Source organism: Rubrobacter aplysinae (assembly GCF_001029505.1).
GTDB lineage: Bacteria > Actinomycetota > Rubrobacteria > Rubrobacterales > Rubrobacteraceae > Rubrobacter_A > Rubrobacter_A aplysinae.
The window spans coordinates 1-13,395 of the sequence record NZ_LEKH01000011.1 but is presented as its reverse complement, the minus strand read 5'-3'; the positions used below and the strand labels follow the sequence as shown (position 1 = coordinate 13,395).

Genomic DNA, 13,395 nt, shown 5'->3' with positions numbered 1-13,395 from the left:
ATCCGGCCGGGTCACACTTGACTCACAGCCGTGTATATGTAAAATGCACATAGAGATTGCGAGAGAGGTAATCATGAGTGAAGGCAAAGAGCCCCGAGAGGGGCAGAGGAGCGGGGCGGAGGCCAGGCCGAAGAACTGGCTGGTCCCCGTGATACTGCTCTCCTTGAGGGAATGGAACTCCTACGGGTACGAGTTGATGGAGCGGGCCACGGCATTTGGCTTCGAGGCCATGAATCCCGGCACGCTGTACCGGACGCTGCGCCAGATGGAGAAGGACGGGATAGTGGAGTCCAGCTGGGAGACCTCCAAGGGCGGTCCGGCGCGACGGATGTACTCGATCACGGACACCGGGGTGGACTACCTAGACTTCTGGGCCCGTTCTCTGGAGCAGTATCAGAGGACGATGGACTCTTTCTTCAGGCTCTATACCGGGCGGCCGCTCCGGCAGGAAGAGTCCGGTAGAGAAGAGAGCGGACAGAGCCGTGGGGATCACGAAGACGAGGCCAGCTAATCAGAGCCTTAGCCGGGAATCCGGGATCACCGTAGACTTTCGCGAGGGATCGCGAGAAAGGGAGTAGTAAAGTGGCTAGCGCGGAGAAGAGCAACAGGGCCGCCGAGCAGGTCGCCCGAAACACGCGGGACTCATACGAGAGCATGGTAGAGCACGGCGTGAGCCTGCAGGAGCGCAATATCCGCTTCATGCAGGACATGGTGGAAGGTTCCATCAAGGAGCTGCGGCATCAGGCCGAGAACAATCGGGCAATGACCCAGCAGCTCGTCGAGCGGGCCGAGAAGCAGCGAGACGCCTTCCAGACTCTCCTCGAGGAGTCTCTGGATGCCTACATGGACCTGCTCTACTCTCCGCTTACCTACTACAAGCAGGGCCTGGAGGCCGCAAAGAAGGCCTCCAGATAGAGCCAGGTAGACGCGGGAGATCCGGGGTCAGCCCCGGTGTCTCTCGTTTTGCTATGCTGGGCCCGGGGAACGGATAGCACAAGAGAAGAAAGAGCGAAAGAGGAGACACGCCATGGACGACAGGCAGATGAGGAAGGTAAACGAGGCGGCGGAGAAGTTCGCCGAGGCCGTACGCGAGTCCTACGAGACGATGGGCAATCGCTCCAGGGAAGCCCAGGAGCAGAGCACGAAGATGACGCAGAACTTCTTCGAGGGTGTGATCCACGAGTTGGACCGCCAGTCCCGCTCGAACGAGCAGATCTCCAAGGAGATGATGGAGCAGACCCGCAAGCAGCAGGAGGCCTTCCAGTCGCTCTCCCAGGAGTCGGCGAACCTCTACATGGAGTTTCTCAACTCCATGCTCTCCTACTATCAGGGCAGGAGCGGCTCCAGGAGCTAGCTCCGGAGGCCGGGCAGGTCGTCAGATGATCAGGGCCCGTATAAGAGGGCGCTATAGCAAGGACCGGCATTCGGGGAGGGCTCCGAGGCCGGTCCTTTGTTGTATGCTGCGTAAAGGCCGTACAGGTGACGTGTAAGGGACGGCGACGTAGCGTAGGAGAAGAGTAGAAGAAAGGGAAAGGAGAAGCCATGAGCTTCGCCAATAATGGGAGCGAGATCGTGATCTCCGCCCCGCTCAGGACGGGTATAGGGACCTTCGGCGGGGCGCTCAAGGACACCCCGGCCACCGACCTCGGCGCGACGGTCGGCGAGGGGGTCCTCTCCCGCGCCGGTATAGAGGGCGAGCAGGTAGACCAGGTCATAATCGGCAACATCCTCTCCGCCGGACAGGGGATGAACCCGGGACGTCAGGTCGGCATGAAAGCCGGGCTCCCGGTCGAGACGCCGGGTATGACGCTGAACCGGATGTGCGGCTCGGGTCTGCAGGCCATAGTATCCGCCGCCCAGGAGGTTGCCCTCGGCGACGCCGAGGTGGTCATGGCCGGCGGCACGGAGAACATGGACGCGGCGCCGTTCCTCCTGCCCAAGGGCCGCTACGGCTACCGCATGGGCATGCCGAACGCCGAGATACAGGACCACATGGTCTTCGACGGGCTGTGGGACATCTTCAACGACTATCACATGGGCATGACCGCCGAGAACATCGCCGAGCGGTACAACGTTACCCGCGAGGAGCAGGACGCCTACGCGCTGCGCAGCCACCAGCGGGCGCAGAAGTCCATGGAAGAAGGCTACTTCGACGACCAGATCGTGCCCGTAGAGATCAAGCAAAAGCGCGATACCGTCCAGTTCACCGACCACGAGCACGTCCGCCGGGACGCCGACGAGCAGTCCTTCTCCAAGCTCAAGCCGGCCTTCACCAAAGACGGCACGGTGACCGCGGGTAACGCCAGCGGCATCAACGACGGTGCGGGGATGGCGCTGGTCTCGAGCTCCCAGAAGGCCGAGGAGCTCGGGCTCCCCGTCGCCGGCAGGCTCGTCTCCGCCGCCGTCGCCGGTGTGGACCCCTCGGTAATGGGTATCGGCATGGTCCCGGCCTCCCGGCAGGCCATGAAGAAGGCCGGGCTCACCGTGGACGATCTGGACGTCGTAGAGGCGAACGAGGCTTTCGCGTCCATCGCCGTCGCAGTCGGGCGCGAGCTCGGGGTGCCGGACGAGAAGATGAACCCGATGGGCGGGGCCGTGGCCCTCGGGCATCCCATCGGGGCCACGGGAGCCATCCTGATGGTCAAGATCCTGCACGAGCTCGCCCGCACGAATGGCCGCTACGGTCTGGTTACGCTCTGTATTGGCGGCGGCATGGGTATAGCCGCGATCTTCGAGCGGATCTAGCCCGGGAGTCCGAAAGAATTTCGAGGCCCGGAGCCCCCAGCGCCGGGCCTCTTCGTTCAGAAGCAGTTTAGAGGCGGCTCCGGAGCCCTGATCCCGCAGACAGGCTTCGTGTTACGCTCCTGTCGTAGGGTCTTTCCCACCGGGCGGAGCCGTTGAGGCCCGCAACTTCGCCTCCACTTCCCGGTGCTCTGACCGTCTTAATCGTCTGTCCTAGGCTCTATGGGGCTCTGCGGCTCTCTACTCGGGCTTCTCCTCCGCGCGCTCCGCGCGGCCGTTCTTTTCGGGGTTCTTCGCCGGTGCGGGGGAGAACGCCTTGTGTCCGGTTATGGCCTGTCCCACTATAAGGGTGTTCACGTCGTTGGTGCCCTCGTAGGAGTAGACGCCCTCTATGTCGGCCATGTGCTCCATTACGCGGTAGTCCAGCAGGACGCCGTTACCGCCGAGGGCGTCACGGGCGGTGGCCGCTATGCGGCGGGCCTTGTTGAGGTTGTTCATCTTGTGCATCGAGACCTGGGGGGCGGTCATCTCGCCGTCGTCCTTGAGGCGGCCTATCTGGATGGATAGTAGCTGCATCTGGGAGATCTCGTTCACCATCTCGACTAGCTTCTGCTGGGTGAGCTGGAAGCTCGCCAGAGCGTGGCCGAACTGCTCGCGCTCGGTGGCGTAGGTCAGGGCTGTCTCGTAGCAGTCCGTGGCCTGTCCGAGCCCGTCCCAGGCGACGCCGTAGCGGGAGTGGGCGAGCACCGAGAGGGTGGAGCCGAGGCCCTTCGCCCCCGGCAGACGGTCCTGCTCCGGCACGTGGCAATCGGTGAGGGTTATGTGAGTCTGCCACACGGCGCGCTGGGAACCCTTGCGCGGGATGATCCCGGCGTCGTAGCCTGCGGCGTCGCCGCGCACGAGGAAGCCCGAGATCCTGCCGTCGTCCTCTCCGCCGCTGATGCGGGCCCAGATCACGGCCACGTCGGAGAACGAGCCGTTGCCGATCCACTTCTTCTCGCCGTTTAGCACGTAGCCGTCGCCGGTGGGGGTGGCGGTCGTCTTCATCGAGCCCGGGTCGGATCCCGCGTCGGGCTCTGTCAGCCCGAAGCAGCCGATCTTCTCGCAGCGGGCCAGCCCCGGGAGCCACTCCCCTTTCTGGTCCTCCGAACCCAGCGAGTGGATGGCGGCCATGGCGAGCCCGCTCTGGACGTGCAGGAAGGTGGAGAGGCTGCCCGACCCGCGCGCCAGCTCCGCGATGGCGAGCCCGTAGGCGACGTTGCTCACGCCCGACCCGCCGTACTCCGGATCGAAGGTCGCGCCGAGAACGCCCAGCTCGCCCAGAGGCTCCAGGAGCTCGAACGGAAACTCGGCCCTGTCCCAGTAGTCGGCGGCGACCGGGATAACCCGCTCGTCCACGAACGCCCGCGTCCGGTCGCGCATCTCGCGCTCCTCGTCGGTGAGCAATCGGTCTACGCCGATAAAATCCGTCGCGCCGGATGCCCCGCGAACCGACTCTGGCTTCATGGTCATCGCTACACCTTTCCGTATCTTTCCGTGTTCTCCACGCTTCTCCACGCCTGTACCGAATACCTCCCTGTACACCCGTAAGCTACTACAAGTCGGGGGTTGACGACGCGAGGCCTGCTGCTAACTTCTACACGTCGGTCGTGATGGTTACGGTATACGTAGAGGCCAGAAGGTCCAGGAGAGCATGCCCCGCGGAAAGCTAGGCAGGATGAAGGTCGAGACGCCGGACGAAGAGACCGCCCGGCGCTACCTGCTGTGGCTGCCCGGGGAGCGCCTGCACCACGAGCCCGAGACGCTGCCCCGCATCTCCTCGCAGGCTCTATTCGGCCCCTTTAGAAGCGACGCGCCGCTAGAACTGGAGATAGGCTGCGGCACCGGCGAGTTCCTGCGCTCCCGGGCAGAGAGTCGCCCCGGTACGAACTTCGTCGGCGTCGACCTGCACGTAAAGTCGTTGTACCGGGCCGTCTCCGGGGCCGCCGAACGAGAGCTGGACAACGTGCTCTTTGTTCGAGCAGACTTCAATTTACTGTACCCGCTGCTCGTACCAGAGTCGCTGGCGGCGGCATACCTCCTGTTCCCGGACCCCGGCATGAAAGAGCGTCAGCGCCGGAGGAGGATCTTCTCCGGGCGTTTCCTGCAAGAGATGCACGAGGCGCTGGAAACCGGCGGCAGGCTGGTGGCCGTCACCGACCACGAGGAGTATTTCTGCCGGATGGTTGAGCTGGCGGAGCGTGCGGAGGGTTGGGGGCTAGCGCCAGACGAAGGTTTCGATGATTCTGCTCCGCAAACCCGGTTCGGGAGTCTGTGGGAGGGGCGCGGTCGCTCTGCCAACGCTCTTACCCTCGTCAAGAAATAGAGCGGACCGCCACTATCAAACGCCCGGGCGAGGCCTTGTTGCTCAGGAGCCGGGGCCCTCTGCTCCCTTCGAGATACCCTTTCTGTTACTGCCATTGCTGGCCCTGCCCTCCGGGGATGCGGGAGAGCCGCCCTCGCTGGCCCCGCTAGCTTCGCTCGCCATCGAGGCGCCGCCAGCCAGGGCGCCGACCGCACCGGCGAGGTCCTGCAGCTCCGAAGGTACGACGAAGAGCTTATTCGCTTCTCCCTTAGCCATCTCCGGCAGGGTCTTCAGGTACAGATAGCGCAGGGACTCTGGTGAGAGGTCTGAGTCATGCAGACGCTCGAAGAGAGAGCCGGCCATCTCGATCTGGGCCTGCTGTACGTTACGGTAGGCTTCGGCCTCGCCCTCGGCGCGCAGTACAGAGCCCTGCTTCTCGCCCTCGGCGCGTTGGATCGCCGCCTCCTTGTCGCCCTCCGCCTTCAGTACCGCTGCCTTTTTGTCGCCTTCGGCGGTGAGTATGGCCGCCCGCCGGTTGCGCTCGGCCTGCATCTGCTTCTCCATCGCCTGCTGGATGTCGCCCGGAGGCGTTATCTCCTTGAGCTCCACGCGGGTGATCCTCACACCCCACTTGCCTGTGACCTCGTCGAGGATGGAGCGGAGCTTTGCGTTGATCTCGTCCCGGGAGGTTAGGGTCTGGTCGAGCTGCATGTTCCCGATGACGTTTCTGAGGCTGGTCTGGGTGATCTGCTCCATCGCCGTGTGGAGGCTCGCTACCTCGTACTCCGCCGCCCGGGCGTCCACGATCTGGTAGTAGACGACCGTCGAGATCTGGATCCCGACGTTGTCGTTGGTGATGACTGCCTGGGGCTGGAACGCGACGACCTGCTCTCTGAGGTCGGTCCTCGGGAGCATCTTGTCCACCACCGGGATGATCGCCGTGATACCGCTCTCCGCCGTGCGGTGGTAGCGCCCGAAGCGCTGCACTATGGCGACCCGGCTCTGGGGAATGATCCTGACCGTCTGCGCCGCGACGATCAGCACGACTACCGCGAGGATTCCGAGTACTATCAAGCCAATCATGCTTTAAACCTCCGTCTCGTTCTCCGGGCCCTCGGTGCTGTCCAGAGTGTCGACCAGGGCCGTTATCCCGTCCGTATCCAGTACCCTGACCCGCTCGCCCTTCTCTATCCTCCTCTTCGGGAGCGCAGACCGGGCCGTCCAGTACTCGCCGCCTTCTAGTTGGACGACTCCGCTTTCACCGGCCTCTATGACTTCTCTGACGGTCGCGCTCTTCCCGGCTATTCCCCTGTGGCCTTCGTATCTCTCACCACTCTGGACGGCTAGCCGGTCTAGTAGCGCGGGTCTTAACACGAGCATACTCAGTACGGAGACCGCGATGAATCCCGTGATTTGTAGCGTCAGCCCGAACCCGAGAAGAGCCAGAGCAAGCCCGACGACCGCCCCCAAGGTAAAGAAAATCAGGAAGAAAGAGACACTCAGTACCTCGCCTACCAGGGTAAGCGCACCGACGACGGCCCAGAGGATGGCTTCCAGATTATCCAATGGTCCTCAAAGTCTCCACCGAGTAAGCCCACATCTATACGCCTGATGTTACACCATCTTTGCTACTCCGAAGGCAAGGTGAGTTCTCTATTATCCTCGTTGCGATAAGCGCGGTCCCCGCGCTCGACCTTCATGGACTCCCTACAGAACCGGACTAGAGTGTATTAGGCTCTACAGATGGAAGAGGGGGCCGGACGGCCCCCTCGGATTCAACGTATTCGGTTATTCGCTAGCGGCTACTTCTTGTTTTACCTCTCGGCTTTTAGCTCGGAGCGATCCGAGAGCCAGTCGTCCACCTTGGGCCACAGGATCTTCTTGGAGCCGCGGCCGGTCATGAGGCCGACGTGTCCGGCGTCCATGGTGAAGAACTCCTTGTCCTGGCTGGAGACGAGGTCCATGACCGCCTCGGCCTGGGGCGGGGTGCAGATGTGGTCCTTGGTACCGGCGATCACGAGGAACGGGACGTCTATCTTCGAGAGGTCTATGTGGCGGCCCCGCAGGTACATCTCGCCCTTTGAGAGCTTGTTCTTCTGGTAGAAGTCCGTGATCCACTGCTTGAACGTCGCGCCGGGGAACGGCGGGCCATCATTGACCCACTTGTTCATGGCGAGCCAGGTCTCCATCGGCTTGTCCTCGAAGATGCGCTCCCACATGTTCACGTAGGTGCCGACGTAGTTGGTTACGGGCTTTAGCATGCGATTCCCGGTGTCGATCATGTCACCGGGGATGTTGCCGAAGGTCTCGGTCATGGTGCCGACGTCTATGTAACGCTCGTCGGTGAACAGGCCGTACATCCCGAGCTCTTCCTTGTCGAAGTCTATCGGGGTGGTCATCAGGATCAGGTTCTTCAGCTTCTCGGGGAAGAGCGAGGCGTACATGGCGCTCATGGTGCCGCCCATGCAGTAGCCGAAGAGGGTGAACTGATCAGCGCCTGAGTGCTTGAGGACCTTGCGGGCCGCCCGCGGGATGTAGTCGAGGACGTAGTTCTCGAAGCTCATGTTCGCGTCCTCGTCGCCGGGGGTGCCCCAGTCCAGAAGATACACGTCGTAGCCCTGGTCGCAGAGGAACTCTATGAGGCTGTTGCCCGGCATGAGGTCCAGGATGTAGGGCTTGTTGATGAGCGCGAAGACGAAGAGTATCGGGGTATCGTACTTCTTCTCCGCCGTGGTCTGGTAGCGGTAGAGGCTGGCCTTGTTCTTGGTCCAGATCGTCTCCTTGGGGGTCTTGCCGGTCTCGGCCTGGGCCCCTTCGAGGACGATGCTCATGCCCTGCTGATACTTCTCGAAGAACTCCTCGAAGCCCGCCGGGGACTGCTGCTCCGTCTGCTGTGTGCCCTGAACCATCTAGCTCTCTCCTTTCTTACGCACGTCCTCTACCGTGATCTGGCCGTCCGCCCCGGTGCCGCTGACCTCCGAGAGGGTCACGCCTAGCTCCCGGGCCTTGCGTTGTGCGGCCTGGGTCGCCTTTACCTCTTCCTGATCCCCACCCTGCGATGCTTGCGACGGGCTGCTCTGTGACGAGCCGTTGCCAGAGGAGGCGGCCTGTGAGCCGTTCGCCGGACCACTGCTCGCCGGTCCGTTCTCGACGGCGGAGAGCAGGCGGTCGAGCTTGCCCTCGACGCGGTCCATGCGCTCTTCGAGCTTGTGCACGGAGTCGGAGCTTGCGGGCTCGGTGTAGCCGTACTCAAAGTCCTCGAAGGCCTCCTCGATGCGGTCCACCTTGTCTTCCAGCGCGATCACGAGGCTCGCCACGCGCGAGATGTCGGACCGGCTCGGCATCTGCAACGTGCCGAGGTTCTCCTCGGCGTTTTTCTTGAAGACGTTGTAGAAGGTGGTGTAGCTCTCCAGAAAGCGGCTGGCCGGGCCTAGCACCTCGTCTTTTTGCAGCGCGCCCTCGGCGAACTCGGCTACGGGGCCGCTAGTGGCGTTGTACCACTGCACCCCGAAGGAGACGGGGTCCGAGGGTATGCCTTCCTGCTGCATGAGGTTCTGCCGGGAGTCCTCGAATACGCGCATCCACTTGGGCGCGAGATCCATCATGCCCCGGCTGGCCTCCATTGCCTGCCGGTAGGAGTCGGCGGTGGCGTCCATCCAGCGCTGCATGTTCTGGCGCACCTCGTCCGGGTCTACGTTTGGTACACCGCCCATGCTGGCCGCACCGCCGAACTGCGGTATGCTCTCGGCCCCTTCTTCGGCTTTCTGCTGGAACTCCTGCATCCCGCTAACCCACTGCCGGTATAGCCCGTAAGGGTCCACGGCGCTCTCCCGGCCGCCCTGCATCGCGTCGGACCACATCTTAGAGCTCGTCTCGTACCACTGCCGCCACAGCTCCATGGGATCCATGGCACCCATGCTCTTGCTACCTTCCGTCAACCTCGAAACCTCCTCGTCTGAGCGCCTCTGGACGCACCTCGCGTACGGCCCGCGCCAGTCTTTTCCCGTATCTCGGGATCATTATACTAGGATCGAGGGTTTATGTGTAAAAAGCATATACTTGCTTGGAGGCGGGCTGGCGTGGCTTATGTGTCTTTACACGTCTCGGAGCTCGCGGCGGAGGAACTTTCCGGTGGCCGTTTTGGGGATCTCGTCCAGGAACGAGACGTGGCGCGGGTACTTGTAGTCGGCCATGTGCTGTTTGCAGAAGGAGATCAGGTCTTGTTCCGTTGCGGCTTCTTCCGCGCTCTCCTTGAGGGCGACGAAGGCGTGGACGGTCTCGCCCCGGTACTCGTCGGGGACGCCGACGACGGCGGCCTCCTTTACCCGGGGGTGGGTGTAGAGCACATCCTCGACCTCGCGGGGCCAGACCTTGTAGCCTCCGGCGTTGATCATGTCCTTCTTGCGGTCCACGATGTAGAACCAGCCGCTCTCGCCCATTATCGCGACGTCGCCGGTCAGGAAATATCCCTCGGCGGAGGCGTTCTCGGTCTCCTCGGGCTTGTTCCAGTACTCGCGGAAGACCATCGGCCCCTTCGCGGCGAACTCGCCGGGCTCCCCGACCGGCACCTCTTGCGTCGGGTCTTCGAGGCTCACCAGCCGTGCGTCGCAACTCGGGACCGGCACCCCGACCGAGAGCGCGCCGCTCGCCTCGTCCACGGGAGCCCGCCCACCCAGGGGCGTTGCGTGGGTCGGGGAGTTGGACTCGGTCAGGCCGTAGATGTTGTGGATGTAGACGCCGAACCGGGTCTCGAATCCTTCGGTTATGGAGGGGGCTATGGGCGCGCCGCCGCTGTAGCACTTGGTCAGGGAGGAGAGGTCCGCGTTCTCCGCCTCGGGCGCGTTCATCATGGAGATGAACGCCGTGATCGCGCCGACCGTCATCGTGGGACGCCACTTCTGTATCAGCCTGATCCCCTCGCGGGGCTCGAAGCGGTGCAAGAGCACGAGCGGGATGCCCGCGAGCCCGGCGAGCGCGGCGTGCCCGACCAGGCCGGTTATGTGGAATAGCGGCGCTACCCCGAACACGGAGTCCTCGTCGCCGATCTGCATCCAGGTCCGGTACACCTCGGCGTTGAACGCGACGTTGGAGTGGGTCTCGACCGCTCCCTTTGGCTTGCCGGTGGTGCCAGAGGTGTAGACGATGTACGCCTCGTCCTCCGGCGAGACGGCGATGCGAGCATCGAGGTCCGCTCCGCCGTTCTCGGCGTTTTGTATGAGGTCTACCGTCTCGTCGAAGTACAGCTTCTGTGAGCCCTGGAGCGGCTCGGGGATCTCGCCCCGGATCAGGTCCAGCTCGCTCGTGGTGACTACCAACTCGACGGAGCTCTGCGGCACCACCTCACGGGCCACGCCGTGGTACAGGCTCTCCAGGCACACGAGCGCCCGCGCGCCGGAGTCGTTCAGGTGGTAGTCGAGCTCGCGGGCCTTGAGCATCGGGTTTACGGGGACCACGATGCAGCCGCGTTTCCAGGCCCCGTACTGGGCCACGAGAAACTGCGGGTTGTTCTGCAGGTAGACCGCGACCCGCTCGCCCTTGCCGATCCCGTGCCTGGAGAGCAGCGCGGCGAAGCCTTCCGCCAGCCGGTCGAGCTCGGCGTGGGAGATGGCAGTGTCGAAGTAGCGTATGGCGTCTGTGTCCGGACGCCTCCGCGCCGAATCTTCGAAGAGGTCGATCATGCTTCGCGTGGGCGGCGGCAACTCGGCCGGGACGTGCGGGGCGTAGCGATCCAGCCACGGCTTGCTGCGATACGGGGAAGACTCCACCCGATCCTCTCTTTCCTCCGGCGGCCCGGCTCGGACCCGGGCGCGCACCCTTTAGCTGATTCTTTACCGTGCGCCGCCGCGTGTCAACAGCGTTCAATAGCTATCAGCGGCGAACAGCGGCGAACAGCAACGGGAGCCCGGTTTGCCCCGGAGATGGGAGCGCTGCAATAATCCGGTTGCCGGCGTCTTGCCGGCAGAGGGGACAGGGGCCCCGAAGCGGGCCTAAAAGAGGAGAGGAGGCGCGCTGGATGCCGTCCAACGGTAACTCTGGTGACAACGGGAACTACGAGCAGATCTTTACGATGGAGGCGACGCCGATAAAGTACGGCCCCGGCGCCTCCGAAGAGGTGGGCTGGGAGCTAAAACGGCTCGGCGTCGGCAGGGTGATGATGGTGACCGACCCCGGCGTGGTCGAGGCCGGTATAGCCGGTAGGGCCCGCGAGCTTATAGAGGCGGAGGGGATACAGGTCGAGGTCTGGGACCGCTCCCGCGTCGAGCCGACCGCCGACTCCCTGCAGGCCGCCGCGGACTTCGCCCGTGAGGGTGATTTCGACGGCTTCGTCGCCGTCGGCGGCGGGACCAGCATAGATACGGCGAAGGTATCGGATCTCATCTCCACCCACGGTGGGGAGATCATGGACTACGTCAACCCGCCCGTGGGCGGCGGCAAGAAGCCGCCCTCACCACTCAAGCCGCTCCTGGCGGTGCCGACGACCGCCGGGACCGGGGCCGAGGCCACGACCGTCGCCATCCTCGACATCCCCGAGCAACAGGTAAAGACGGGTATCTCCCACGCCTACATGCGGCCGGACCGCGGGGTGGTGGACCCGCTGCTCACGCGGAGCCTGCCGTCGGAGGTTACGTCCTCGACGGGCCTGGACGTGATCTGCCACGCCGCCGAGTCCTACATCTCGAAGCCCTACAACGAGCGCCCGGCGGTCTCTAGTCCGGACGAGCGCCCGCCATACCAGGGGGCGAACCCCATAGCGGACATGTGGTCCTCGAAGGCGCTGGAGTATGGTGGGCAGTATCTCAGGCGAGCCGTGGCCGACGGCGAGGACACCGAGGCCCGGGGCGCGATGATGCTCGGGGCGACGCTCGCCGGGATCGGCTTCGGATCCGCCGGGGTCCACATCCCGCACGCCTGCGCCTACCCCATAGCCGGGCTAAAGCACGAGTACCAGCCGCCCGGTTACCCGGAGGACCACGGCTTCGTGCCCCACGGCTGGTCGGTCATCGTCACCGCGCCCGCCGCCTTCCGCTTCACCTACGATGCCCAACCCGAGCGCCACCGCGAGGTCGCCGAGCTGCTCGCCGGGGAGCGCATACAGAACCACGACGAGAACACGCTGCCGGACATACTCCTGAGCCTGATGAAGGATGTCGGCGCGCCGCGCGGCGTGCGGGAGCTCGGCTACGACGAGTCGGATATAGGCGCGCTCGTCGAGGGTGCGATGAAGCAGCAGCGGCTGCTCGTCGGCGCGCCGAAAGAGGCCACCGAGGAGGATCTAGCGAATATCCTGCGCGAGTCCCTGGAGAATTGGTAGGACTACTAGAGTAAACCTCCGGTACATCAGATAGGCGCACCAGAGAAACCGCGGAAACGACAGAAAGGAGAAGAGAATGGCTGAAGATTTGCGACTGTACTTCATGGAGTGCGGCAGTCTAAAGACCCAGGTGCAGTTCATCAAGATGAACCAGGGGCTCGGGGACCCGTACGAGATCCCGGTGCCGTTTTTCCTGATCACACACCCCAGGGGCAACGTCCTCTTCGACGGCGGCAACGCCCGCGAGGTCTCGGGAGACGTGGACGCCCACGACTACTGGGGCGCGGTCGCCGACGCCTACCAGCCCGTGATGCGCCCCGATGAATTCGTCGTGGACCAGCTCCAGGCTCTCGATGTGGACCCGGCGAGCGTGAAGTACGTCGTGCAGTCTCATTTGCACCTCGACCACTCCGGCGCGATAGGCCATTTCCCGAACGCCCGCTACGTCGTGCAGCGCCGCGAGCTCCAGTACGCGTTCACGCCGGACTGGTTCCAGAAGCCGGCCTACATCCGGCCCGACTTCGACAAGGACGTTAGCTGGGTGTTTCTCGACGGCCCCAACGACGACGGCTACGATCTCTTCAGCGACGGCACCATGAAGACGATGTTCACCCCCGGCCACGCGCCGGGCCACACCTCGCTCCTGGTGGATCTGCCCGAGAGCGGCCCGATGATGCTTACGGCGGACGCCTGCTACACGATGGACCATTACGAGAACAAGGCGCTCCCCGGCCTCGTCCACTCCGCCGCCGACGTGGCCTACTCCACCGAGAAGGTCCGGCGCACCGTGGAGGGCCAGGGCGCGACCCTCGTGACCGGCCACGACCCCGACGCCTGGCCCAAATTCAAGAAGGCCCCGGACTACTACGCCTAGGCAGAATCGACATTTGCGGATCATAGCCACATTAGAGAAGCTGCCAGATACACGAAAGACTTATAGTACAGGGCCTTCCTATCGTAACGAGTGGCGATACGCCGGAAGCACTTGAGCTTACCA

At 63.8% G+C, this 13,395-nt stretch carries 13 protein-coding genes and 1 pseudogene; 7 read left to right on the top strand and 7 right to left on the bottom strand.

Annotated features, from left to right (window positions below; genetic code table 11):
* The first annotated feature begins 73 nt into the window (after positions 1–73).
* The 4 genes from ABD53_RS11310 (at position 74) to ABD53_RS11295 (ending at position 2,745) form a co-directional block, all read left to right on the top strand.
* Positions 74–511: a helix-turn-helix transcriptional regulator gene (locus tag ABD53_RS11310; protein WP_047865914.1), complete on the top strand. Its 438-nt coding sequence runs from the start codon at positions 74–76 to the stop codon at positions 509–511.
* Positions 512–582: 71 nt separating this feature from the next.
* Complete coding sequence (locus ABD53_RS11305; RefSeq protein ID WP_047865913.1) at positions 583–915, top strand: hypothetical protein; 333 nt, start codon at positions 583–585, stop codon at positions 913–915.
* Positions 916–1,027: 112 nt separating this feature from the next.
* Positions 1,028–1,354, top strand: coding sequence for a hypothetical protein (locus tag ABD53_RS11300; protein ID WP_047865912.1), 327 nt, complete (start codon positions 1,028–1,030; stop codon positions 1,352–1,354).
* Between the two features lie 188 nt (positions 1,355–1,542).
* Positions 1,543–2,745 carry a thiolase family protein gene (locus tag ABD53_RS11295; protein ID WP_047865911.1) on the top strand — a complete coding sequence of 401 codons (1,203 nt, stop codon included), beginning with the start codon at positions 1,543–1,545 and terminating at the stop codon, positions 2,743–2,745.
* Between the two features lie 237 nt (positions 2,746–2,982).
* Here the strand turns inward: ABD53_RS11295 and ABD53_RS11290 are convergent, their stop codons facing one another.
* Positions 2,983–4,254 (bottom strand): acyl-CoA dehydrogenase family protein, encoded by a 1,272-nt coding sequence (locus ABD53_RS11290; protein ID WP_047865960.1) that lies wholly within the window; start codon positions 4,252–4,254, stop codon positions 2,983–2,985.
* A 181-nt stretch (positions 4,255–4,435) separates the two neighbouring features.
* Here ABD53_RS11290 and trmB point away from each other — a divergent pair, with 181 nt between their 5' ends.
* Positions 4,436–5,107, top strand: coding sequence for a tRNA (guanine(46)-N(7))-methyltransferase TrmB (gene trmB, locus ABD53_RS11285; protein ID WP_084709560.1), 672 nt, complete (start codon positions 4,436–4,438; stop codon positions 5,105–5,107).
* Between the two features lie 42 nt (positions 5,108–5,149).
* Here trmB and ABD53_RS11280 read toward each other — a convergent pair whose 3' ends face one another.
* From ABD53_RS11280 to ABD53_RS11260, 5 genes are all read right to left on the bottom strand, one after another.
* Positions 5,150–6,169, bottom strand: a complete 1,020-nt coding sequence (locus ABD53_RS11280; protein WP_047865910.1) for an SPFH domain-containing protein — start codon at positions 6,167–6,169, stop codon at positions 5,150–5,152.
* Positions 6,170–6,172: 3 nt separating this feature from the next.
* Positions 6,173–6,652: an NfeD family protein gene (locus tag ABD53_RS11275; RefSeq protein ID WP_053057988.1), complete on the bottom strand. Its 480-nt coding sequence runs from the start codon at positions 6,650–6,652 to the stop codon at positions 6,173–6,175.
* A 248-nt stretch (positions 6,653–6,900) separates the two neighbouring features.
* Positions 6,901–7,995 carry a class III poly(R)-hydroxyalkanoic acid synthase subunit PhaC gene (gene phaC / locus ABD53_RS11270; RefSeq protein WP_047865909.1) on the bottom strand — a complete coding sequence of 365 codons (1,095 nt, stop codon included), beginning with the start codon at positions 7,993–7,995 and terminating at the stop codon, positions 6,901–6,903.
* On the bottom strand, positions 7,996–9,024 hold the full coding sequence (locus tag ABD53_RS17510; RefSeq protein ID WP_047865908.1) for an E3 binding domain-containing protein: 1,029 nt from the start codon (positions 9,022–9,024) through the stop codon (positions 7,996–7,998). It lies immediately after the preceding gene.
* Between the two features lie 156 nt (positions 9,025–9,180).
* A complete protein-coding gene (locus ABD53_RS11260) occupies positions 9,181–10,851 on the bottom strand; it encodes an AMP-binding protein (RefSeq protein WP_047865907.1) in 1,671 nt (556 codons plus the stop codon).
* Between the two features lie 248 nt (positions 10,852–11,099).
* Here ABD53_RS11260 and ABD53_RS11255 point away from each other — a divergent pair, with 248 nt between their 5' ends.
* Together ABD53_RS11255 and attM are read left to right on the top strand one after the other, a co-directional pair.
* Positions 11,100–12,398, top strand: a complete 1,299-nt coding sequence (locus tag ABD53_RS11255; RefSeq protein ID WP_047865906.1) for a hydroxyacid-oxoacid transhydrogenase — start codon at positions 11,100–11,102, stop codon at positions 12,396–12,398.
* A gap of 76 nt (positions 12,399–12,474) precedes the next feature.
* A complete protein-coding gene (gene attM / locus ABD53_RS11250; protein ID WP_047865905.1) occupies positions 12,475–13,272 on the top strand; it encodes an AttM family quorum-quenching N-acyl homoserine lactonase in 798 nt (265 codons plus the stop codon).
* Between the two features lie 20 nt (positions 13,273–13,292).
* Here the strand turns inward: attM and ABD53_RS17725 are convergent.
* Positions 13,293–13,395: pseudogene (locus tag ABD53_RS17725) on the bottom strand (IS5-like element ISNeu3 family transposase); the annotation flags it as partial.